Annotated in this window: 26 protein-coding genes; 11 read left to right on the top strand and 15 right to left on the bottom strand. The window is 40.4% G+C overall.

What is annotated here, in order from left to right:
* Positions 1-45: 45 nt before the first annotated feature.
* Positions 46-1,311 (bottom strand): L-lactate MFS transporter, encoded by a 1,266-nt coding sequence (locus MHH41_RS16685; protein ID WP_212045625.1) that lies wholly within the window; start codon positions 1,309-1,311, stop codon positions 46-48.
* Positions 1,312-1,445: 134 nt separating this feature from the next.
* On the opposite strand from MHH41_RS16685, the gene fdhD reads away from it, so the two are divergent.
* Positions 1,446-2,234, top strand: a complete 789-nt coding sequence (gene fdhD / locus MHH41_RS16680) for a formate dehydrogenase accessory sulfurtransferase FdhD (protein ID WP_137054285.1) — start codon at positions 1,446-1,448, stop codon at positions 2,232-2,234.
* Between the two features lie 10 nt (positions 2,235-2,244).
* Positions 2,245-3,252 carry a GTP 3',8-cyclase MoaA gene (gene moaA, locus MHH41_RS16675; protein WP_212045624.1) on the top strand — a complete coding sequence of 336 codons (1,008 nt, stop codon included), beginning with the start codon at positions 2,245-2,247 and terminating at the stop codon, positions 3,250-3,252.
* A gap of 253 nt (positions 3,253-3,505) precedes the next feature.
* Here the strand turns inward: moaA and rpsN are convergent, their stop codons facing one another.
* The 4 genes from rpsN to MHH41_RS16655 all read right to left on the bottom strand — a co-directional run bounded on the left by rpsN (position 3,506) and on the right by MHH41_RS16655 (position 5,786).
* A complete protein-coding gene (rpsN, locus tag MHH41_RS16670) occupies positions 3,506-3,775 on the bottom strand; it encodes a 30S ribosomal protein S14 (protein WP_212045623.1) in 270 nt (89 codons plus the stop codon).
* 16 nt (positions 3,776-3,791) lie between these two features.
* Positions 3,792-4,988 (bottom strand): GTP-binding protein, encoded by a 1,197-nt coding sequence (locus MHH41_RS16665; protein ID WP_212045622.1) that lies wholly within the window; start codon positions 4,986-4,988, stop codon positions 3,792-3,794.
* An 81-nt stretch (positions 4,989-5,069) separates the two neighbouring features.
* On the bottom strand, positions 5,070-5,219 hold the full coding sequence (gene rpmG / locus MHH41_RS16660) for a 50S ribosomal protein L33 (protein ID WP_137054287.1): 150 nt from the start codon (positions 5,217-5,219) through the stop codon (positions 5,070-5,072).
* Positions 5,220-5,363: 144 nt separating this feature from the next.
* A complete protein-coding gene (locus tag MHH41_RS16655) occupies positions 5,364-5,786 on the bottom strand; it encodes a DUF5362 family protein (RefSeq protein WP_050944429.1) in 423 nt (140 codons plus the stop codon).
* Positions 5,787-6,312: 526 nt separating this feature from the next.
* On the opposite strand from MHH41_RS16655, the gene MHH41_RS16650 reads away from it, so the two are divergent.
* A complete protein-coding gene (locus MHH41_RS16650) occupies positions 6,313-6,717 on the top strand; it encodes a hypothetical protein (protein ID WP_137054288.1) in 405 nt (134 codons plus the stop codon).
* A gap of 45 nt (positions 6,718-6,762) precedes the next feature.
* On the opposite strand, the gene MHH41_RS16645 is transcribed toward MHH41_RS16650, so the two are convergent.
* Positions 6,763-7,272 carry a hypothetical protein gene (locus MHH41_RS16645; RefSeq protein ID WP_212045621.1) on the bottom strand — a complete coding sequence of 170 codons (510 nt, stop codon included), beginning with the start codon at positions 7,270-7,272 and terminating at the stop codon, positions 6,763-6,765.
* 98 nt (positions 7,273-7,370) lie between these two features.
* Between MHH41_RS16645 and MHH41_RS16640 the strand changes: the two genes are divergently transcribed.
* From MHH41_RS16640 to MHH41_RS16630, 3 genes are read left to right on the top strand one after another with little or no spacing between them, the layout of a single operon-like run.
* The gene (locus MHH41_RS16640; protein WP_106032123.1) at positions 7,371-9,170 is read left to right on the top strand and encodes an ABC transporter ATP-binding protein; all 1,800 of its coding nucleotides are present in this window, start codon (positions 7,371-7,373) and stop codon (positions 9,168-9,170) included.
* Between the two features lies 1 nt (position 9,171).
* The gene (locus MHH41_RS16635) at positions 9,172-9,729 is read left to right on the top strand and encodes a MauE/DoxX family redox-associated membrane protein (RefSeq protein WP_050944425.1); all 558 of its coding nucleotides are present in this window, start codon (positions 9,172-9,174) and stop codon (positions 9,727-9,729) included.
* Entirely contained in the window at positions 9,726-10,256 is a 531-nt protein-coding gene (locus tag MHH41_RS16630; protein ID WP_050944424.1) for a TlpA family protein disulfide reductase, read from the top strand. Before MHH41_RS16635 ends, MHH41_RS16630 begins: the two co-directional genes overlap by 4 nt.
* A gap of 234 nt (positions 10,257-10,490) precedes the next feature.
* Here the strand turns inward: MHH41_RS16630 and MHH41_RS16625 are convergent, their stop codons facing one another.
* Entirely contained in the window at positions 10,491-11,000 is a 510-nt protein-coding gene (locus tag MHH41_RS16625; RefSeq protein ID WP_034620260.1) for a GNAT family N-acetyltransferase, read from the bottom strand.
* 116 nt (positions 11,001-11,116) lie between these two features.
* On the opposite strand from MHH41_RS16625, the gene MHH41_RS16620 reads away from it, so the two are divergent.
* A complete protein-coding gene (locus MHH41_RS16620; protein ID WP_003214850.1) occupies positions 11,117-12,013 on the top strand; it encodes a peptidoglycan DD-metalloendopeptidase family protein in 897 nt (298 codons plus the stop codon).
* A gap of 80 nt (positions 12,014-12,093) precedes the next feature.
* Here MHH41_RS16620 and MHH41_RS16615 read toward each other — a convergent pair whose 3' ends face one another.
* The 5 genes from MHH41_RS16615 to MHH41_RS16595 all read right to left on the bottom strand — a co-directional run bounded on the left by MHH41_RS16615 (position 12,094) and on the right by MHH41_RS16595 (position 16,218).
* Positions 12,094-12,441, bottom strand: a complete 348-nt coding sequence (locus tag MHH41_RS16615; RefSeq protein ID WP_003214763.1) for a P-II family nitrogen regulator — start codon at positions 12,439-12,441, stop codon at positions 12,094-12,096.
* Positions 12,442-12,459: 18 nt separating this feature from the next.
* Complete coding sequence (locus tag MHH41_RS16610) at positions 12,460-13,668, bottom strand: ammonium transporter (protein ID WP_003215412.1); 1,209 nt, start codon at positions 13,666-13,668, stop codon at positions 12,460-12,462.
* 193 nt (positions 13,669-13,861) lie between these two features.
* A complete protein-coding gene (locus tag MHH41_RS16605) occupies positions 13,862-14,602 on the bottom strand; it encodes an amino acid ABC transporter ATP-binding protein (protein ID WP_226804253.1) in 741 nt (246 codons plus the stop codon).
* 10 nt (positions 14,603-14,612) lie between these two features.
* Positions 14,613-15,290, bottom strand: a complete 678-nt coding sequence (locus MHH41_RS16600; RefSeq protein WP_078061638.1) for an amino acid ABC transporter permease — start codon at positions 15,288-15,290, stop codon at positions 14,613-14,615.
* 40 nt (positions 15,291-15,330) lie between these two features.
* On the bottom strand, positions 15,331-16,218 hold the full coding sequence (locus MHH41_RS16595) for a transporter substrate-binding domain-containing protein (RefSeq protein WP_050944421.1): 888 nt from the start codon (positions 16,216-16,218) through the stop codon (positions 15,331-15,333).
* A gap of 168 nt (positions 16,219-16,386) precedes the next feature.
* On the opposite strand from MHH41_RS16595, the gene MHH41_RS16590 reads away from it, so the two are divergent.
* Entirely contained in the window at positions 16,387-17,775 is a 1,389-nt protein-coding gene (locus tag MHH41_RS16590; RefSeq protein WP_226804251.1) for an MFS transporter, read from the top strand.
* Positions 17,776-17,812: 37 nt separating this feature from the next.
* On the opposite strand, the gene MHH41_RS16585 is transcribed toward MHH41_RS16590, so the two are convergent.
* The 3 genes from MHH41_RS16585 to MHH41_RS16575 all read right to left on the bottom strand — a co-directional run bounded on the left by MHH41_RS16585 (position 17,813) and on the right by MHH41_RS16575 (position 20,133).
* Complete coding sequence (locus tag MHH41_RS16585; RefSeq protein WP_137054296.1) at positions 17,813-18,412, bottom strand: undecaprenyl-diphosphatase; 600 nt, start codon at positions 18,410-18,412, stop codon at positions 17,813-17,815.
* 104 nt (positions 18,413-18,516) lie between these two features.
* Complete coding sequence (locus tag MHH41_RS16580; RefSeq protein ID WP_253622083.1) at positions 18,517-19,704, bottom strand: MFS transporter; 1,188 nt, start codon at positions 19,702-19,704, stop codon at positions 18,517-18,519.
* A 15-nt stretch (positions 19,705-19,719) separates the two neighbouring features.
* The gene (locus MHH41_RS16575; protein WP_003214738.1) at positions 19,720-20,133 is read right to left on the bottom strand and encodes a MarR family winged helix-turn-helix transcriptional regulator; all 414 of its coding nucleotides are present in this window, start codon (positions 20,131-20,133) and stop codon (positions 19,720-19,722) included.
* A gap of 338 nt (positions 20,134-20,471) precedes the next feature.
* Here MHH41_RS16575 and spoIIID point away from each other — a divergent pair, with 338 nt between their 5' ends.
* From spoIIID to MHH41_RS16560, 3 genes are all read left to right on the top strand, one after another.
* Positions 20,472-20,750, top strand: a complete 279-nt coding sequence (gene spoIIID / locus MHH41_RS16570; protein WP_008343327.1) for a sporulation transcriptional regulator SpoIIID — start codon at positions 20,472-20,474, stop codon at positions 20,748-20,750.
* A 184-nt stretch (positions 20,751-20,934) separates the two neighbouring features.
* Complete coding sequence (gene mbl / locus MHH41_RS16565; RefSeq protein ID WP_012011515.1) at positions 20,935-21,936, top strand: cell shape-determining protein Mbl; 1,002 nt, start codon at positions 20,935-20,937, stop codon at positions 21,934-21,936.
* 124 nt (positions 21,937-22,060) lie between these two features.
* Positions 22,061-22,900: a flagellar hook-basal body protein gene (locus MHH41_RS16560; protein ID WP_003215293.1), complete on the top strand. Its 840-nt coding sequence runs from the start codon at positions 22,061-22,063 to the stop codon at positions 22,898-22,900.
* Positions 22,901-22,904: the final 4 nt, after the last annotated feature.

Below are 22,904 nucleotides of genomic sequence, written 5' to 3'. Positions count from 1 at the left end.
CATATCTAAAAATTACCTTTAGATTGTGATTCTGTCAAATTCAAATTAAGGTCGGGATGAGACAGAAGCATCAGCAGTAAGGTTTGTTTCTCTAAGCTGCTGAATATCCTTCCGTATGAGAAGAGATATGATAAAAGCGATGAAAAATAAGCCAGAGAACACCATCAGACTCTGCGTGTAGTTACCTGTTATATCCCGGATAAAGGATGAAAATAAAGGTCCTGCTAAACCAGCAGCTGCCCAGGCTGTCAAAATATAACCGTGTATGGCACCAAGTTGTCTCGTGCCAAATAAATCCCCAATATAGGCTGGAATTGAGGCAAACCCTCCTCCATAGCACGTATAAATGATCGCCATCACGATTGAAAAGACGAGCGGTTCTTTTAAGTAGGGAAGTAAAGGAAAGGCAATGAGCTGGATACTAAAGAAGATTGTATACGTATTCGGCCTTCCGATATAATCTGAGAAGGAAGCCCAGCCAATCCGTCCTAAACCATTAAAAGCACCTAAAATGCCAACAAGGGTAGCTGCAGCACCAGCAGTGAATCCAACACTTTCTTGAGCAAGAGGCGATGCTACTGAAATAATGGCAATTCCGCATGTGATATTAATAAAGAGCATGAGCCACAAATAATAAAAACGTCGTGTTTTGATCGCTTCATTTGCTGTAAGCTGTGATAAATCCTGAGGGATTTTTCTTTGATTTGTTTTTAACACATCAAATTGTTTGACGTCATCAGGTGTTGGTGGTGATAAATAAAGAGATGAAATCACCATGATCATAAAATAGGAAATTCCAAGAATGTAAAAGGTATTTGCGATATCTACTTTTTCAATGAGATATTGGATAATTGGGCTGCAAATAAGAGACGCAAATCCAAAACCCATAATAGCTAAGCCGGTTGCAAGTCCTCTTCGGTCCGGAAACCATTTCACTAAAGTTGATACAGGTGCAATGTAGCCTACCCCTAATCCTATCCCAGCGAGTACACCATAAAATAAATAGAGGAGAGGGAGTGAGGACATGTGTACAGCGAATCCTGACCCTGTCATCCCGATACCGAAGAAAATGGCTGAGAAGAGCCCTGATGCCCTTGGGCCATATCTTTCAACGAAATGCCCCATGAAAGCAGCAGATAATCCTAAAAATAAAATAGCAATACTGAAGGTCAGGCTTATTTCTGTCAATGACCACTGAAAGGCCTGATGTAAAGGATTCGTAAAAACACTCCAAGCATAAACAGACCCAATAGATAAATGAATTCCTACAGCACTTGTTGCGATGAGCCAGCGATTTTTCGATTTATTCATTTTGTTCCCCCCATATAAAGCAATCAAAAAGTTTGATAAGATAGAAATATGTTACATTTTTATGACTTTTTAAAATAATATCACAATTCGATTGGTTCATATAACTAAATTTGTGCTGAAAGGAAGATCATACAATGAATCCTTCTGTTAAAAAGAAACGAGTTATACACCAATACCGTGAAGGTCAATTTACTTGCAAAACAGATGAAGTTGTAGAAGAATTTCCTTTAACTGTGATCGTGAATGGAGAGGAATTTGTAACACTTGTTTGTTCACCAGATCATTTGAAAGAATTGGTGATCGGTTTTTTAGCTTCAGAAGGAGTCATTCGATTTGAAAATGAGATTAAAAGGTTTACAATAGATGAAAGTATGGGCTTTGCCTATGTTGATTTAGTTCACTCAAGCGGATTTCAGTCATCAGATTTTACTAAGCGGGTGATTGGTTCTTGCTGCGGGAAAGGGAGACACTTTTATTTTCTCCAAGATGTGAAAACAGCAAAAACAGCCATTGATCGAATCAACATTTCTGCTGAAACTTGTATGCGTCTAATGAAATGTTTACAAGAAGAAAGTCAATTGTTTCAACATACTGGTGGTGTGCATAATGCTGGACTGTGTGACACAGAAAAACTATTCATCACTAGAACTGATATAGGAAGACATAATGCTTTAGATAAAATCTATGGATACTGTTTACTTCATCGAATTCCGCTTAGAGATAAAATCCTTGTGTTTAGCGGCCGGATATCGTCAGAAGTTCTATTGAAGGCAGCAAAACTAGGAGTGTCGATCGTCATCTCAAAATCAGCACCAACTGAGCTGGCGCTTAATATGGCAGAAGAATTAAATATCACGACAGTTGGATTTGTCAGAGGAGAATCTTTTAATATATACACTCACCATCAGCGTATAACAGAATAGGAGGCAAAGTATGGACAGTATATTGGATAAGAGACATCGACCATTGCGCGATTTAAGAATCTCAGTAACAGATCGCTGTAACTTTAGATGTACGTACTGTATGCCTGCTGAAATTTTTGGACCAGATTATCCTTTTTTGAATAAAGAAGAACTGCTTAGTTTCGAAGAAATTGAACAGCTTGCTACCCTTTTTGCAAAGGACCTAGGTGTGGTGAAAATACGCATCACGGGTGGTGAACCCTTAATGCGAAAAGATTTGCCTATCTTAATAGAAAAGCTCTCGAAAATTCCAGGAATCGAAGATATTGCTATGACAACTAATGGAACGCTTTTACCTGTATATGCTGAAAAGTTAAAGAAAGCAGGTCTTCAAAGAGTCACCATTAGTTTGGATTCATTAAACCCTGACCGTTTCAAGCAAATGAACGGAAGGAATATTTCTATCCAAAAAGTGTTTGATGGGATTGAGGCTGCAAAAAAAGCTGGACTTGCTATTAAGATCAATATGGTTGTTCAAAAAGGTGTGAATGATCAGGATGTCTTACCAATGGCAGCTTACTTTAAAAAAGAAGGACATGTTCTCAGATTTATCGAGTTTATGGATGTCGGAAATACGAACAAATGGAATCTAGAGCATGTCATGACAAAGAAAGAGATTATTGGTCTAATTGATTCAACATTTCCCATCAAACCAGAACCTCCTCAATATCCAGGTGAAGTAGCCAACCGATTCTATTACCAAGATGGTTCAGGAGAGATAGGCATTATTTCTTCTGTTTCAGATGCCTTTTGTGGAACATGTAATAGAGCGAGACTTTCTGCTCGCGGTGAATTGTTTACATGTCTTTTTGCATCATCGGGTTTTGATCTGAAGCGGGTGATTCGCTCAACAAAAGATAATGAAGATACAAAGAACATATTGAAGGAACTATGGTCGAATAGAGATGATCAATATTCAGCTGAGAGAGAGCAGAAGAAAGATCAGAAAAAAGTTGAAATGTCATACATCGGTGGGTAGTGACAACAAAGTATCATGATCATGATTTTTTGAAAAGTAGAGAAAATGTCATAATCATTGTTGAAAATTCTTTTATAGAAATAGGTCTATTCATCTTAGAATCCTGTCATGATCAAAAACCAGCAGAAACTCTGCTGGTTTTTAAAATGTTATTTTGTGGCTCAAAAAGGTTGAGATATGCTCAGAAAATAGATTTTTCAACATTTTTTACTGCTTTACTTTTATGGGAGCTGTGATAAGATCAACTCAATGTTTACCAGCTCGATTTTTTCACTCCTGGAATTTGGCCCTTATAGGCAAGCTCACGAAAAGCAATTCTAGACATTTTAAATTTTCGTAAGTAACCTCTAGGACGACCGGTTAATTCACAGCGGTTTTTTAAGCGGGTAGGGGAAGAGTCTCTGGGTAATTTCCTCAAAGCTTCATAGTCACCTTGTTCTTTCAACTCTTTTCTTAATTCTGCATATTTCAATACAAGCTGCTGCCGCTTTTTTTCTTTAGCAATTTTAGATTTCTTTGCCACTTAAAACCCTCCTGGCTTAATGTTGGATTTTCCATTGAAAGGGGTCTTCAAACGTAGTCCATTCTTGATCAAATTCCTCAGGTGTGAGTAAGCATTGATCAAGTGTGCGAATGATATCTGCTTTAGGTAAATCTACGCCAATAAACACAAGTTTTGTATGCCTGTCACCAAATTCTGCGTCCCACTCATCAAGAAGCTCTGGTTCTTGCTTTAATATCTGTGCTTTTTCTTGCTCAGGCAAGGCAGCAATCCAGTAGGCAATTGGTTCAATCGCAACAGATTTTCCAGCCTGTGAAATTAAAATGGTTAAATCATGATGTGTGGCAAGCCATGTAAATCCTTTAGCGCGAACTATTTGCTCTGGCATCTGATCTAACCAATTATTTAACCTGCCAGTATGGAAGGGAAGTCTTCTTTCATAAACAAAGGATGAGATTTGGTATTCTTCTGTTTCTGGCGTATGCTGAGAATGCCCAGCGTTGATTTCTTTAATCCAGCCAGCAGAAGCACTGGACTTTTCAAAATCGAATAAACCAGTATTTAAAATGTCACTTGGCTTTACTTGCCCTTTTGAGGTTCTGATGATAGATGCTTCTGATTGAAGTGTGGTCAGCACGTGCTCAAGTCGGTCTAATTCTGAGTTTGATACTAGATCACACTTATTGATAATCAACACATCGCAAAATTCAATTTGATCAATCAGTAAATCGGAAATTTCTCGTTCGTCATCATCGGAAACGGCTTGTTTACGGTCTAATAGACTTTCTCCTGACTGGAAGTCGGTCCAGAAACGGTTCGCATCTACAACAGTGACCATCGTGTCTAGCCGGCAAAAGCGCGTCAAATCTATCCCCATTTCTTCATCAATATAAGAGAAAGTTTGCGCGACTGGAATAGGTTCACTAATACCTGTTGACTCAATGACAATATAATCAATATGACCAGTCTTACATAGGCGCTCTACTTCTATTAACAAATCTTCTCTTAATGTGCAGCAAATACAACCATTAGATAATTCAACTAGCTTCTCATCTGATCGAGAGAGCTCACCGCCTTGTTTGATTAGTTCTGCATCAATATTAATTTCGCTCATGTCATTAACAATAACAGCTACTTTTAACCCTTTACGATTTTGTAGTACATGATTTAATATCGTTGTTTTTCCAGCTCCTAAAAAACCACTTAATACTGTAACGGGTATTCGCTTATTCATTTCCTTCTGTCCCTTTGCCAATGCTCATGTTCATTTCCGCCTCTCTTAAAAAGTAATGATTACGATTTGAAACCTAAAAAATTATTTTGTTTCTCTATGAAGGGTATATTTCTTTAACCGAGGGGAATATTTTTTTAACTCCAGTCGGTCCGGATTCGTTCTTTTATTCTTTGTTGTGATATAGTTTCTCTCACCAGTTTCAGTACAGGCTAAGGTAATTTTTACACGCATCGGTAATAGGAACCTCCTTTAATTCGTAATGGTTACGATTTGTATTTTAAAATGATCAAGATAGAATGTCAAGCTTAGAAGGGTAAAACGATGCCAAATATCAAAGAAAAGGGGTATCAAATGTTCATTGATACCCCCTCTCCATTAATAAAAGTCACCAAGCTCTTCTTCGTATTCACCTTCGTAGTGCTGAATGTCACTGGGAATTTCTTGAAGAAATGCTAGACCGCCTAATACCAGCATCAGGATAATGGCGATGAATGATAGAATGGCTGCGACAATACTTGATATGGCAAATAGTGTCTGCATTTTCATCATCTTAGCATATTGTTCTAATAACTCTTCATAAGAAGTATCAGGAGCTTGAATTAATTGTTCCGCTGCGTTTACAGATTTTTGTACATGGATTCCCATCATAATGAGGAAGACGCCAAGGGCAGCAGGAAGAACAAGCCAAAAACCAATAAGAATAGCTAAGCCACCTGAAATATAGAGAAATATACTACCAACTTTTCCCCACTTTGTGATCGAATGAAGAGATTGAATGATTTTCTCAGTTTGTTGCAATGGTGTTCACTCCTTTATGTATTCACTCTTTATCATACTTGAGCAGGTAGTACTTTAGGAAGAGTGGATGTAGAACAATTTTAAAAATTTCTATCTTCACTTTACTATTTATGGATAAATAAATTATCTTCGAATAAGAAAAAAGTAACATTTACTATGAATTTTAACGACAATTTATGTCATAAATAAGATTAGTAGTTAAAAATAATTAGTAAAATTATCAAAATATGTTGTTAGTTGTCTTGTAATTGGTTATTATTGTGTTGTATTACCATAAAAATTGGAAGGTGGAATTCATATGTTAGATCGTTTCTTAAACAAAATGACCAATGTTCAACCTGCAGCTTCAAGATGTATTTTGCAAAAATTAGTCACTTCATGCAAATCAGCGCCAACTTGTTTCCTTCAAGGTGTTGGAACTTTCCGTTACTACGTGGATCGTGATACAGGTGAGATTTGTACTAGCCAAGAACGCATTAGATGTGGCTGCTAAATTCAAGGATTTTATTTAATAGGATGTGAACGCATGAGCATATCTTCAATTTCATTCTTAACAAATGCTATGCAGACGTCAAACAGTCGTCAAGCGAGTCAAACATCCAATTCTTTTTTAAACCAAGCAGCGAAAATTGTTCAAGGCGACCATTCTCCAGAAGAGAGAAAGGCATTATTTCAACAACTGACTCTAGTTCAGCAAGGAAAAGATTTAGAGCTTCATGTGTCTAAATTAAAGGAACTAGAGAAAGAGGTTCAAAAAGAATCGTCTTCTTCATCCGTTACTGTGAATCAGCATGGTGACCAAGTAGATATTTCAAATGAGGCTCGCAGTGAGTTTGAACAAGCTGAGGAACAAGCCACAGCTTCAAGTGAAGCGAGTGAAATCGCCGCAAGGGAAAAGGATCAGGATGTTCAGGCAGATCCAAACCAATAAAAAAATGAGGCGTGTGTTTGTTATCTTCACATGCCTCATTTATGTTTATTTTGCAGAAAACCTTGAATAAAGACCATCCGGAAAAGGGGCTGCATATGAGATTGTTTCATCTTCTTCTACCATGATGTAATATGGAAACTCTTCAATATGAAAGGCGCCTATCATTTGTTCGTCCACTGAGATAATTCGCATGTTGGTTTGGTTATCACGATATAATTCTTGATCCTCTTCTTTCCCATTCTTTAGCAAAATACTAAAAGAAATGTCTAATTGACGCTGCTTTTTCGTTTCTAGGAATTGTTCCAGTGATGGGATGCAATGCGGACATGCTGTGTCAGTGAATACAAGCAGCTGCTGCTTGTGATTGGTTTGCAGTAGATCATTTATTTGAATAGGTGATGGTTTTTCGAGTAGCGGATGAACAAATTTTTGTCCAACATGCTGGATCGGTAAGATGATTAATTCCATCTGGTGTTTTAAATAGATCATGATTCCGATCGTCAATAAAAGGCTACAAAGAATAAGAGTTAGCTGTAAAAGTAAGATTGAAGTCATCGTATATCGTCCTCTCAGAATGAAGTTACGCAGAGCTATCATAATATAAATATCAAAAATATGTCAATTATACTAAATGGTGTAAGGTGGAGCGTTTGATGAGTACAGTGAACCATTGTTTATATGCAATCTCCTATACTTGGAAAAGAAGTCGATCATATCTTCTGTTAACTCTATTCATCCAAGTGATCGTTGGCTTTATGCCTTTGGCTAGTGTCTGGATTATTCAAACATTGATTAATGAAATTATTTTATTCATGACTTCTTCAGGAGATATTCAAAAGGTCTTAAGGTTATTTGGGTTGCAAATGGTCATTGTGATTTTAGGATATGGGCTTCAATTCATTCTTCAGCTTAGTCAGCAGAAAGCGACAAATCTGATTGGTTTGCATTTGAAGGGTGAATTGCTTCAAAAAGCGATTAAGCTTCCATATATTACATTTGAACACCCGTCTTTTTATAATGAAAGTCAACGTGTGATGAACAGTCATCAGCATGTTCTGAGTATGGTTAGAAGTATTTTTACAATCATGAGCGCATTGATTACTGTTGTATCACTTCTCATTTATATGATTGGTATCCATTGGGGCTTGGCGGTCATTCTGATCTTATGTACTCTGCCTGTCTTGTGGATTGAGCTTTTCTTTGGAGGCGCACGGTATCAATTAAACCGCATGTTAACGGCAAATGATCGAAGAGAAATGTATGTGTCTGATCTTGTTGCGCAGCGAGATTCATTGAAGGAAATCCGTTTATATGGAATAGGAAATTACCTTCTTCAAAAATGGAAAGGCCATTATGTAAAAAGTGCAGATGAAAAATATAAATTACTAAAACGTCAGGTTCGCTGGGAGATGGCAGGTGGATTGCTTATGACATTTGCCTATGTGTGCTGCGGTCTTTTTATTGTCTTTCTTATCTTTCAAAAGAAATTAGCTGCGGGTACGTTTGTCGCTGTGCTCCAAGCTGTGCAAAATATTCAAAGTGGTTTTCAGGATTTGACGAGGGAATGTTCTAGTTTATATGAAACGAGTCTCTATATTGATGAAATGAGAGCTTTTCAAAAGAGAGAAGAAGAAATTGATGAGCAGACAGAGGAAGCGGCATCGCTTCGGAGGATTGAATGTATTCAGTCCATTACGCTAGAAAATCTCTCTTTTACCTATCCGAATATGAAAACGCCTGCTATTGAACATATACATTTTCATATCGATAAAGGTGAACGCATTGCATTGGTGGGGGATAACGGATCAGGTAAGACGACCTTGATTAAATGCTTGACTGGTTTATATGATCCAGATAAGCCGAATATGCAAAAGGTCAATGGTGAATCGATTTCGACCATTTATAAAAAATCATATCATGCGAGAATGGCCGTCCTTTTTCAAGATTTTATGAAGTACGAATTCACTGTGAAAGAAAACATTGGATTTGGCCGTATTGACGAAATAGATGATAAAGAGCGCATGATCTCAGCTGCACGGCAAGCCGGCATAGAGAAAAGAATTCATCAAATGGAAGAAACATACGATGCGCAGCTTGGCCGGTTTTTTGAAGAAGGTCATGAACTATCTGGCGGACAATGGCAAAAGCTTGCGATGGCGAGAACCTTTTTTAGAGAAAGTGATTTTATCATTTTAGATGAACCGACTTCTGCTCTCGATCCGCTATCGGAGATTTCACTCATTCGAAAGCTATTCGATCATACGCAGGATCAAGGGGTCTTGTTTATCACACACCGTATGGGAGCGGCCCGCTTAGCAGACCGGATTATCGTGATGAAAGATGGTGCTTTCGTTGAAGAGGGGAACCATGAAGAGCTAATGGCGCTAGATGGAGAGTACAAAAGGCTTTACGAGGCACAATCCCAACTATTTCAACAAAAGGAGATGGCGTAAGGTGAGTGTCTTTTATTTTATAGGTGTCTATTTATTAGGAATCATCTTTGCAGGTGCATGGCTTGATAAAGTGAGAAAACAAACGGCGCATATTCAGCAGATGAATGCTTATCGCCTGCTGCCTCCTGCGCTCACGGCGCCCATGTTTTATTTGTTTTTGACTGTTGAATTGGCTTGTACGGGTTTATTGTTCGTGTGGAACATGTCTTTTGTACCTGCGATTGGTCTTACAGCACTTTTATGTATCTATACTGGAGCGGTCACCTTCAATTTATTGAGAGGACATCGTAACATTTCATGCGGCTGTGGAGGTTTGCTTGAAAATGACCATCTTCACTGGGGAATTGTGATTCGTAATGTGTCGATGCTGGCTCTTGTGATTGGGTTGTTTTATGTCCATCCCTATGTAGAAACAATTCCGTGGCCACTTCATATTATTTGTTTTCTGATTGCAGTGGCTGTCTGTCTGATTATAGCGGTTGGGAAAACAATCATGATGTTCAAAAGAAAATGGATGAATCAATTTGAATCGTTTATAGAAGGAGACCAAGTGAAATGACTGATATTCTACTAATTATTGTGTTATTCATTGTCATAGCTCAGCTGGCGGTCGTGTTTTTGCTTGCCCGCTTTATCGGAAAATTTATGAGTAAAATTAAATCCCTTGATGGGATTGAATTAAAGGAAGCGGATGTTGGTGATGGTGCGCCGTTATTTCGAAGCTATACACGTTTAGGAGATAAGGTCATTTTAAAGGAGTATTTACAGAACGGAAGAGCCGTGATGCTGTTATTTGTAAATACCACTTGTATGACATGCAAAAGCATTTTGTCTGATATGCGTCAGCACATTTCTAGCGATGATACTCAGTTCATGTTCATCAATGGAGATGAACAAGGAGATGATGCATTGCTCCTTCAATTGCTGCCTGATCAAGCTGTGTATATGCGCTCTTCGCAAATCATGGAGCTGTATGGGGTAACTGTTGTTCCGCAAGCGATTCTGATAGATGAACATGGCATCATCCTCCAAAGAAAATCTGTTCAAAATGCGAAACAGTTTGAACAGCTGTTACACGCATCATAAAAAAGCGTCTCTTTGTTGGAGAGACGCTCCAGCATGTAGACAAACCCTCGCATTCGTTGTCAGTCCTGCGTGCTGGTGCTCAGGAATGTCAAATTCGCTCCGCTCCAGTACTCGTCCTTCCTTGACTGCAAAGGTTTTCTATCACGCTGAAAAGAAGACAAAGGGCTAAAATCAAGATCATTTTAGCCCTTTGTCAACAATCTGAAGCGTCTCTTTGTTGGAGAGACGCTCATTTTATAATTCTTTTCCTAGAATGTCTAAATCGTACCTGCTGCCGTCCATTTCTGCGATGCGTGGCAGGTGACCCCATGTTTCAAAGCCGTGCTTTTTAAATAATCGAATGCTGGCTTCGTTGTGCCCGAAAATAAAGGCGAGTAATGTTCGAATGCCTAGTGAAGGTGCCAACTCAATGGCCTCTTGTAAAAAAAGTGACCCTAAGCCTTTCCCTCGATCGTCTTGGTTTAAGTAAATACTCATTTCAACGGTCCCGTTGTATGCAGGTCTTCCATAAAACGTTTCAAAGCTGAGCCAGCCGTAAATATGTCCATCCTCATCTGTTTTCACATAGAGAGGTCTTTTCTCTGAATGATTCAAAAACCATTGCCGGCGGTCTTCAACTGAAACTGGTTCTGTATCGGCGGTTACTTCTCTTGAAGCTATAGTCGAATTGTAAATATCAACGATTGCTTTGAGGTCATCTTCTGTTGCTATACGGTTGAAAGTTTTCACATTAAAGTCCCCCATCTTTTTTTCATTCATCATACATATTATTGATGCGATTGCGCAAAATAAAAAGAAAAATGATTTCGTGTGTATATATTTTTTGAAAAGTGTTCAGAATGTTGCTGAGGTGATGAAAAATGAGAGAGGAAGAAAAGAAACGTACTTCCAAAATCACAAAAGTTCAGCAATTTTTCCGTAAGCGCTGGGTATTCCCTGCAATTTACTTGGTCAGCGCAGCGGTCGTGTTAACAGCCGTTCTTTGGTATCAAGCTGTATCAAAAGATGTGAAAGACCAACTATCTGATGGAAATCAAACAGGGCAAGAACAGCGTGATGATGCCGTTGAAGTTGGAAAGCCAATTGAAAATGTTGCCATGCCAGTCCAGAATTCTGATAATGTTTCTGTCGTGAAAAAGTTCTATGAAGCAGATGCTGATCAAAAAGAAAAAGAAGCAGCACTTGTAAACTATAATAACACCTATACCTTGAGCAAAGGTATTGATCTTGCAGATAAAGATGGCAAAGTGTTTGATGTCACAGCTGCTCTTAGTGGAACAGTGGTTCAAGCGAAAAAAGATCCAGTTCTCGGTCATGTCGTTGAAATTGAACATGAAGATGGATTATCGACTGTTTATCAATCGTTGTCACAGGTGAGTGTTAAAGAAGGCGATGAAGTGAAGCAGAATGATGTCATCGGTGCTTCTGGTAAAAATCTTTATGGTGCTGAAAGCGGCAACCATGTGCATTTTGAAATTCGTATGGAAGGTTTAGCGCTTAATCCACTTAGCTTCATTGACAAGCCTGTTTCAACTATTGAAAAGGCCGCGCAAGAAGTGACGGAAGAAGCAAAAGAACCTGCTCAGCCAAAAGCTGATGAAAAAACGAAGGAACCTGCTGCTGAAGATAAGGCCAAAGAGCCTGCTGGAGAAAAATCTGAAGAAAAGTCTGATGAGAAGGGCAAATCCTCTGATCAAGAAAAGTCTTCTGATTCCTCTAAAGACAGCAGTCAATCTGAAGAAACAAAACAATCTTAAGTCTTGAAACCTCTGTATATGAATCATGCAGAGGTTTTTTTCTGTCTTTAAAAAATCCCCCGCACTCGGCGGAGGATGGTTTAAAGAGCGGCAGGTCCTTCTTCACCTGTCCGAATGTTGATTGTATTTTCTATCTCATATATAAAAATTTTCCCATCCCCTGGTTCGCCTGTACGAAGTACCTTTTGAGCTGTTTCAACGACCTGTTCGACAGGTACTTCGCTTAGGACGATTTCAATCTTTAATCGTTCGTACACATTACTTTCCTTTTTGACGCCACGGTATAGCTCTGTATGTCCCTTTTGTAAACCGCAGCCGTGTACATTCGAAAAGGTAATGGAAGTGACGCCAATCTTTCCAAGCTCCACCTTTAATGTTTCAAAATTGGCTGGACGTGTGACAATCTCCACTTTATACATTTTGCTCATAGAGACACCCCTTTTTCTTTAATCTTGATAAGCTTTTTCCCCATGCATGGTTAAATCAAGACCCACTGATTCTTCTTCTTCGGTTGCGCGAATCTTAAAGAAGAGATTGACCACTTTGATGATTACGTATGTCACAACAGCTACAAAGGCATAAGTGGCCACAATAGCGACGACTTGCTTCCAAAGTAAGCTGGGATCTCCGTAGAATAATCCATTGGCTCCACCGTCATTGACAGAGGTTGTTGCGAAAAGCCCGGTTGCAATTCCTCCCCAAGTCCCGCCAATTCCGTGAAGACCGAATGCATCTAGTGCATCATCATAGCCAAATTTGGCTTTGAGTGAGAAGACTCCCCAGAAACACACAATCCCGCCAATAATTCCGATGATGATAGAAGCAAAAGGTGTGACAAAACCGGCGGCAGGTGTAATTGCCACAAGACCTGCGATGGCTCCAGAAATCGCGCCGAGCATGGTCGGTTTTTTGTTGATCATCCACTCGACTAACAGCCAGCCGATGATTCCCGCAGCAGCAGCTGTATTGGTGTTAATAAAGGCATACATTGCGACACTGTCTAAGGTAAGGGCACTTCCAACGTTAAAGCCAAACCATCCAAACCAAATGACAGCTCCGCCAAGAAGAGTATAAATCAAATTGTGAGGAGAAGAGCTTGCTGCTTCTTTACGCTTCCCGAGCACAATCGCTACGACTAGACCTGCAACACCTGATGAAATGTGAACCACGTTTCCTCCAGCGAAGTCGAGCGCACCCATTTCGCCAATCCAACCGCCGCCCCATACCCAGTGTGCGACTGGCGCGTATACAAATGTGACCCAAAGGAGTGTAAACACAACGACCGCTGAGTAGCGAATTCGTTCAGCAAAGGCACCTGAGATGATGGCTGTTGTTAAGACGGCAAAGGTCATTTGGAACATCATGAACAATGAATGTGGGATGGTCTCACTGTAGGGACCGGGTTCAAAGCCAACGCCTTTTAATCCAATCCAGTCTAAGCCTCCAATCCATGCATTGCCTGGCGCAAAAGCCAAGGAATAGCCAAACATGATCCATACAATAGAGACGATCGCTAGTGAAGTTAAGCTGTGCATGGTTGTACTTAAGACGTTTTTACTTCTCACGAGTCCTCCGTAGAATAAGGCTAAACCCGGTGTCATTAACCACACGAGTAGTGCGCAGAAGAACATAAATACTGTATCACCCATTTGCATGCTGCATTCCCCCTGAATCATTCAGAATTAATTGATTTCTTAATTCTTCATTATAGAGAGAAAAGTCATATATGACATATTCATGTAAGGTAATCTTACATGGTTTTTGGTTATATTCAATATAAATGGATGAAAAGTTCGTGAAATATGAGAAAAAACGTGCATTGAGCACGAAAAATAAAGGGCGTTTGACCTATAAAATGGAGCTGAGAAACAGCTTGGTTCGTTCCTCTTGAGGAAAATCGAACAATTTTGATGGCGTGCCTTCTTCGACGATACGGCCTTCGTGCATATAGACGACACGATCGGCGACTTCTTTCGCAAAGCCCATTTCATGTGTGACGATAACCATCGTCATGCCTTCTTTTGCGAGACTTTTCATTGTTTGTAGTACCTCGCCTACAAGCTCTGGATCGAGGGCAGACGTAGGTTCGTCAAATAACATGACATCTGGTTTCATGGCGAGAGCTCTTGCAATAGCCACACGCTGCTTTTGACCGCCTGATAGCTTAGAAGGATATACGTTGGCTTTATCTGCAAGTCCGACCTTTTCTAACAGGACATTGGCTTCTGATACAGCTTGAGCCTTTTTTGTTTTTTTCACCATAACAGGCGCTTCGATGATGTTTTCAAGCACAGTTTTATGCGGAAAGAGGTTAAAATGCTGAAACACCATGCCTATTTTTTGCCGCATCTCGTTTAATTGATCGCGTTTTGGGTGAACAGGGCTGCCATCAATGACGATTTCACCATCATTTTTGATTTCTAAAAAGTTCATACAGCGGAGCAAGGTGCTTTTTCCAGAGCCACTGGCTCCAATTAAGACGACCACATCATTTTCATAAACAGTGAGGTCGATATCCTTTAAAACATGCAGTTCTCCGAAGTGTTTATTGAGTTTTTCAACACGAATGAGTTCCTTTGATTCTGTCATGTTTCTCCTCCTAATGGTCACTGACTGATAGTTTCTTCTCAAAGGTTTGGACAGCGAATGTTAACAGCAGGACAAGAACTAAGTAATAGACGGCTACAACAAGTAAATAGGTCATATTGTCAAAGCTGTTTGAGCCTTGGGTGGTGGCGACGTTAAATAGTTCATTGACGCTAATAAAGGCGGCGAGTGATGAATCTTTTAAGCCAATAATGAACTGGTTGCCAAGAGGGGGGAGGGCACGCCGCATCGCTTGCGGGAGAATAATACGTCTCATTGTTAGAAAGCGCCCCATGCCAAGTGAGCGTCCAGCCTCTTTTTGCCCTTGATCGATTGATTGGATGGCACCTCTGAATATTTCTGCTATATACGCTCCATTATGAAAGGCGAGCGCAATGGAAGCGGCCCAGAAGTCGGGAATATTTAATTCTGTCAGTCCAAAATATAGGATGAAAATTTGAACAATCAGTGGTGTGCCGCGTACAAGGAAGATATAGGCGTTGGCGATATAACCGAAGACAGCCACGCGTGATATTTTCAATAAAGCAAAGAAAAGCCCGATGAACATGCCGATGAAGATGCTGATCACAGTGAGCTGTAAGGTGAGCAGCATTCCTTCTAAAAAAATACCTCTTGAATCAATCAGCGTCTGAAAAAAATGTGATAGGGTAGGCAAAACAATCATCTCCATTTGAAGAAAGTGCGCCTAAAAAAGGCGCACAATCGTGGTTTTAATTTTGTTTGACTGTGATGTCTTCATCAAAGTATTTCTCGCTAATTTGTTTTAATGTTCCGTCCTTTTTTAATGCGTCAATCGCATCGTTGATCTCTTTTATGAGCTGTTCATTTTCTTTAGATACAGCAATTGCCTGCTCACTTTGTCCGAGTCTTTCCTGCGCTTCGATCTTTAATTTTTTCTTCATGGCTTCTGCACCTGTCGCAAAATCCGTCACGACTGCATCGTGTTTTCCGTTGGCTAGTGCTTCTAAAGCGACTACATCACTGTCGTAATATTTTGGTTCCTGCCCGCTATGTTCCTTTGCAATATCAGCGTAGGACGAGCCTTTTGATACAGCAATTTCTTTGCCTTTTAAATCATCAGCATGTTGAATGTCTGCTCCAGGTCTTGTGAAAATTTGCGGACCAGAGTAGTAGTAGGGCTTAGAAAGAAGGACGTGTTTTTTTCGTTCCTCATTGATGGTATGACTTGCAACTGCCGCATCAAATTTTCCTGATTTCACACCTTCAACGATGCCTGCGAATTTATATTTCTTCTGTATAGGCTCGAGGCCTAGTTTGTCACTAATCGCATTGCCTACATCGATATCAAAGCCTGACATCTGATTTCCATCCATGTAACTGAACGGGTGAAATTCACCTGATGCTGCAAATATAAATTTTCCATCCTCCAAAATTGGCGACCCTTTCGCTGTAGAATTACGTTTATCTCCGTTCCCATTTGTTTCATTTGCACCACACGAAGACAGAAGTAATACTGCAACCGAGAAAAGGGCTGGGACCCAAAACCGTCTTTTCTTAATAATAAGCTTCTCCTCCTTTTCAGCCTTTCTCCATATAAGGAGAAAGTAGGCTTTTAAATATGTGTAGCATCTTACCATTTGTTCCTCATATTCTCAATTTTATATGTGTTTTTCCAACACTCGCCCTTTTTAAAATGTATGTCTTGCTTTTCCAAGAGAGAACTTGAATTGATCAGGGTAAAAAAGGGAAATGAATCTCATAATAACGGAAGGAAACATGTCAGAACACAAAGAGGGGGTCGGTGTATGAAGAAGTGGAGGGACAACCGAAAAGTCTTTTTAACTGCGATTGCCTTTGGGACAATGTTAAATCCGTTAAATTCCTCAATGATTTCTTTGGCCTTGCATCAAATCCAGCATGAATTCGGTTTGTCATTTACGACTGTATCTTGGCTTATTTCGTCTTTTTATTTAGCTAGTGCGGTGACGCAGCCGGTGAGCGGCCGGATTGGGGATCATGTGATGAGCCGGAGAACATTATTTTTATTCGGACTGGGTCTTGTCGCGGTCTCAGCCATCTGTGCGCCGTTTGCCCCGACGTTTGCGGTGCTGATTGTGATTCGGTTGTTGCAGGCAATTGGGAGCAGTGCCATTTATCCTTCTGGTGTCGGACTCATTCGGGATCATATTCAAGACAAGCAGGCATCGGCGTTAGCGGTATTGTCCATTTTTGCTTCAGCGATGACGGCGCTTGGACCGACACTTGGCGGCTTTTTAATGACAATCGGCGGCTGGCCGGCTATCTTTTTAGTGAATCTGCCTTTTATTTTAATCAGCTTCTTTCTTGGACTATCTTTGTTTCCAAAGGAGCAGAAAAAGAGAAAGCTGCGTATAGGTGAAACGGTACGGAAGCTCGATCTGCCAGGGATGCTGCTTTTTACAGTTTGTATTGTCCTTCTGCTTTCGTTTTTATTATCACTAGGTCATGGCATTCAATATGTACAGGGGATTCTTTGTCTCTTGAGTGCAGGCGCTTTTATTTGGTGGGAGTATCAGGTGGATGAACCGTTTATTCAAATTCGGATGTTCAGGCAGGAGCAGCGACTTTCACTCGTGTATGTGCAATTTGTCATTTTAAATATCTTTTTCTATTGTCTTTTCTTTGGTTTGCCGAGCTATTTCCAAGATGAATTAGGCTGGCGTGTGGAAATGACGGGTCTTTTTATGCTTTGCATGTCTGGGGTGAGCATCATTGTCTCTCCGCTGACGGGTAAGTGGGTGGACCGCGGGGATGAACGCCATCCGGTATTAGCCAGTGCGGTATTGATGCTGGCTGGGGCGTCTGCGATGACCTTCTTTTTTATTCCGGCACCATTATGGGGAAAAGGGCTTGTTCTAGCGCTGCTTGGACTTAGTTACGGGATTGGAAATGTTGCGCTGCAAGCTGCGATGCTCAAGGCAAGCCCTCAGCATATGATTGGCACGTCCTCTGGGCTTTTTCAAACATGTCGCTACCTTGGTTCCATTCTGTCATCTGCTGTTCTCGGTATGCTGTTTGGAGATGAAATTGCTGGTCCTCATTTTGAGCAGTTAGGCTGGACGCTGATCATGATTTCCCTTATCGGCATCGGTGTCAGTCTTTATTTTTCGAACAAGGTCAGAGGAGGACAGTCAATAAAAAAAGCGGCGCGATAAGTGGAAGAAGAATCTTCATCACGTTATCGCAAGCCGCTTAAGAGTTAGACAGGTCAGAGCCCTGATCCTTTTGCTTCCTTCTAAATATTTTCCCTACAATTGTCTCATAGAAAGTAACGATGCGATCAATTGGAGAGTCAAAGAATTTCCATAATTTATTCATGATAAAGACGACCACAATCGATACGACCAAGCTGCCTAAAACATCTAATGGATAATGGTGACCGACCCAGATGCGGGAGAATCCTGTGAGTAATCCAAAGACGAGCAAGATGTTGCCAAGCTTTTTATTACGAGATCGAATGGCAAGTGAAAGAGCCAGTGCACCTGTTGTATGGTCACTTGGGAAGGAAGCATCTGCTGAGTGCGGAATGAGTGTGTCGACTTTATGCGCCACAAACGGCCGCTCCTCATAATGAACCAGTGTAATCGCAAAATTGACGATAAGTGCCGCGATGCCCGTTACACCGGAAAAGAAGACATGCTTCTTAAATTTGTGATTACCTAAAAACCAGCAAATCAATAAGACAAGGGCGTACACAAGAATGGCCTTTTTCGTAATGAAAATCATGGCCTGATCTAAAAACTCAGAATGATGAGCCATCCCGTGTATCACTTTAAACAATTCGTAATTCAAAACATCACCTATACCTTCGCTTAATGCCAACTATTTTTCAAATAATCGTTTATTTGAAACATCCTATATTTTAGCATGTTTCCGTTGAAGTTTAAAATAGAATCCTATTCTGATAGGGAGACCTTCTGTGCTTTTGCTTCTTGGGGCTTTCGTTCACTCCAATAAAAAACAAACATACTGAGCAAGACAACAATACCTGCAATGAGATATACGTTTGAAAAGTCTGTGAAGCTGACAAGAAGACCAAATACAAATGAGCCAGCAGCAATACCCGTATCATATAAAGTGAAGAAAGTAGCCGTCGCATAGCCTGTACGGTGAGCTGGTGAGTGCTGAATGGCAAGTGTTTGTAAACATGGTACTAGCGATCCATAGCCAAGTCCAATGACACCACCTGATAGAAGAAGCATTGTAGCTGAATGTGTAGCTGTCAGCATCCATAAACCAATCGCAAAAAGAGCAATCGAAGGATAGATCACAATGTGAGGTCCTACTCGGTCAAAAAGTCTGCCTGTAAATGGACGTGATCCAAGCATCGCTGCCGCAAACACAATAAAGAAATAACTGCTTGCCCCCATCAAGTCAAGGGAATTGGCATAGACTGAAATAAATGAAATGATCGGCGAATAACAGAAGGAAATAATGATGCCGACTGCCGCTGTTTTTAATGCACCTTTTTCGAACAGATGAGAAAAAGTAAATCGGAAGACGACACTACCCCCATCTTCAAGCTCTGGCTGTCTGATCAGCATTGTAAAAGCGGCACCAATGGTAACGATAATGGAAAAAAGAAGGAATAAGGAATGGAATCCTACTTTTCCTACTTGATTCAGTGCGATAAATGGACCGATAACCACAGCGAGGTTCATGGACATGACAAAGTAGCCGAGTCCTTCCCCGCGTTTATGTTTTGGAATCATATCTGCCGCAATGGCACTGGTTACTGTCGTCAAAATGCTAAAAAAGATGCCCTGCACGAAACGCAGCATGAGAAGCGTTTGGAATTGATCAATTGGGATGTATAAGTAAGTGAGTAAGGCAAAAGCCGTTGATGAGAAAATCGCCATCTGTTTTTTACCGAATTTCTCAATAATCGCTCCTGAAAACGGTCTTGTCACAATGGCAGACAATAAGAAGACCGTCACAAGGAGACCGCCCTGTGATTCTGTTCCATTTAGTTCATCCATTGTGTAAATAGGTAGCAAGGTTAAAAGGGCATAAAAAGAGGTGAACGTAAATAAATTCACCAGGACAATCATGATAAAGTCTCTCGTCCAAATGCGTTCGTTCATGATGTATGTCACTTCCTATTCAGTTGATAATTTGTGTAAAAGTGTATGGAGGAGTTGTTTTTCTTCGTGGGTGAAATTTGAAAGACATTCTTCTTCAAATTGTTCCATCGTACGTTTGATTTCTTCAAATCGGGCCTTAGCATCATCTGTCATCACGATCAGATTTTCACGTTTGTCTTTTCCTTGTACACGTTTCACCCAGCCATTTGCTTCTAGACGGGTTACGGTTCGGGTAATGGTTGGGGCTTCGACGTTCAAATATGTCCAAATGTCTTTTTGGGTTTTCGGGCCGAATGTATCCAAACAAAAAAGTACAGTCCATTGGGACATGTACAAGTCATAAGCAGCAAGCGCTTCGTTCGCCTTTTTAGACAGCAACCTGGCGCTTTGGTGTATTTGATGTAAACACTCTCTATTTAACGTATCCATATGATCACCTTTATTCAATATTTAGCTAGGTAAATAAAATCACCTTTTCTATTTTACGTGCTCGACCCATTCTTGTAAAGTGAAAATTTTCGCCACTCGAAATGATTGCATTTTCTGATAAATCCCTTGTCCCATCTTCATTTTTAGCATATTCCCTATGCAATGCTAATAGACTGTTACAAACCTGACAAAGAGAGTGTTTGAGGTGAGGGATCGTGTTTGGCATTTACTACCTAATGGATGAGGAATTAAGACGAACAAGCGCCGCTGAAAATGGACAATATTGATACGGATCTCATTTCACACTTCTCACATCCATTTTAGGGAGGTCGAGTGGTGTGCACGATTACATCAAAGAGCGAACAATCAAGATAGGAAAGTATATCGTGGAGACAAAGAAAACCGTTCGTGTAATTGCGAAAGAATTTGGAGTCTCTAAAAGTACTGTACACAAGGATTTAACAGAAAGACTGCCAGAAATTAATCCAGATCTGGCTAATGAAGTGAAGGAGATACTGGATTATCATAAATCAATCCGCCACTTGCGAGGGGGAGAAGCCACTAAATTAAAGTATAAAAAAGAAGAAATTTTAGAAGGCGAGCCTGTGAAACAATAAGATTAGTTCTTTGTTCTTAAACATGATATATATATCTTCCTCATATCGGTAGTTTCTAACCACAAATTTTGTAAAGACTTTTGTAAAGAAATATCTTTTTTTCTGCAAATTATGATAGAATATATAATTAGGGCAGAATGTGGTATTTGCTATGGAAACAGATTTTCAAGGAGGATATATATAGATGTTTGCTAGGGATATTGGAATTGATCTTGGTACTGCCAATGTACTGATTCATGTCAAAGGAAAAGGAATTGTGTTAAATGAACCATCTGTTGTAGCTCTTGACAAAAACAGCGGGAAAGTTTTGGCTGTTGGAGAAGAGGCTAGACGTATGGTTGGACGTACGCCTGGGAATATTGTTGCGATTCGTCCATTAAAAGATGGCGTAATTGCTGATTTTGAAGTAACTGAAGCGATGCTCAAGCATTTTATTAACTCATTAAATGTGAAAGGGCTATTCTCTAAGCCGCGTATGCTCATCTGCTGCCCAACAAACATTACATCTGTTGAGCAGAAGGCGATCAAAGAAGCTGCTGAAAAAAGCGGCGGTAAGCATGTATTTCTTGAAGAAGAGCCAAAAGTAGCAGCTATTGGTGCTGGTATGGATATTTTTCAGCCAAGTGGAAACATGGTCGTAGATATTGGAGGCGGAACGACAGATATCGCTGTCATCTCAATGGGTGACATTGTAACCGCCTCTTCTATTAAAATGGCTGGAGATAAATTTGATCTGGAAATTCTCAACTACATTAAAAAAGAGTACAAGCTGTTGATCGGTGAACGCACGGCTGAGGATATTAAGATCCAAGTTGCAACGGTATTCCCAGACGCACGTCATGAAGAGATTTCAATTCGTGGACGAGACATGGTGACAGGATTACCAAGAACGATTACCGTCACAAGCAAAGAAGTAGAAGAAGCATTGCGTGAATCTGTATCTGCGATTGTTCAGGCTGCGAAGCAAGTTCTTGAGAGAACACCGCCTGAATTATCAGCTGATATTATTGATCGCGGCGTCATCATTACAGGTGGCGGAGCTCTTCTAAACGGGCTTGATCAATTGCTTGCAGAAGAGCTGAAAGTACCAGTTTTCGTGGCTGAGAATCCGATGGATTGTGTAGCTGTTGGTACTGGCGTCATGCTTGATAATATGGACAAGCTGCCAAAGCGTAAACTCAGCTAATGATGTCCCTCATTCTTTTTCGAAAGAATGGGGGATTTTTATTAAAGAACCCTGCAAATATGCCGATATATTTCATAGAAGATTGTGTTTAGGTCATGTGAAAGAATTTTAATGAGGTGAGCACGTGTTAAAAGGACTATATACCGCAACATCTGCCATGATCGCTCAAGAGCGGCGGACAGAAATGCTTTCAAATAATATCGCAAATGCGAATACGCCAGGATATAAAGCGGATGAGGGGACCATGCGGGCATTTCCAGAAATGCTGCTAAGCCGAATGGAGTCAGGACGTTTCCAAACTTCCTCAGGCAAAGGTTTTAGTGTTCCACAGCAAACGCCGATTGGCGGCATTAATACGGGGACATATATGCAGGAACTGATTCCTCAATTTACACAAGGAACTTTAAAAACAACAGATCAAACAACGGATGTCGCACTAGTCGAAAATAATGTGCCGATCAACCCGGAGACCAATCAGAAATCAGCGCTTTTTTATGCGGTCAATACACCAGAAGGCGTTCGTTATACGAAAAGCAGCTCAATTACAATGAACGCACAAAATCAGTTGACTATCAATGGACGTGCCCTTCTTTCTGTCACAGGTCAGCCAATTACGGTTCAGAGTGAGAATTTCAAAGTGAATGCAGATGGAACTGTGAGTGAAAATGGACAAAATCTCGGGCAAATTGATGTGCGTGTTGCGATGGATACAAGGAACTTAGCGAGAGAAGGAAATGATTTATACCGTACAGCTGATAACCAGCCCCTGCCAAGCGCAGTCAATAACGGTCAAATGTCCTATACGCTAAGTCAAGGTGTATCGGAGCTGTCGAACGTGGATGTGACGAAATCATATACAGAAATGACAACCGCCTATCGAGCATTTGAAACAAACCAAAAAGTGGTTCAGGCGTATGATAAAAGCTTAGAAAAAGCAGTGAATGAAATTGGCAGAGTGTACTAATCAA

The organism is Bacillus sp. FSL K6-1145 (genome assembly GCF_038003425.1).
GTDB lineage: Bacteria > Bacillota > Bacilli > Bacillales > Bacillaceae > Bacillus > Bacillus pumilus.
This window is presented reverse-complemented; position numbering and strand designations above follow the sequence as displayed.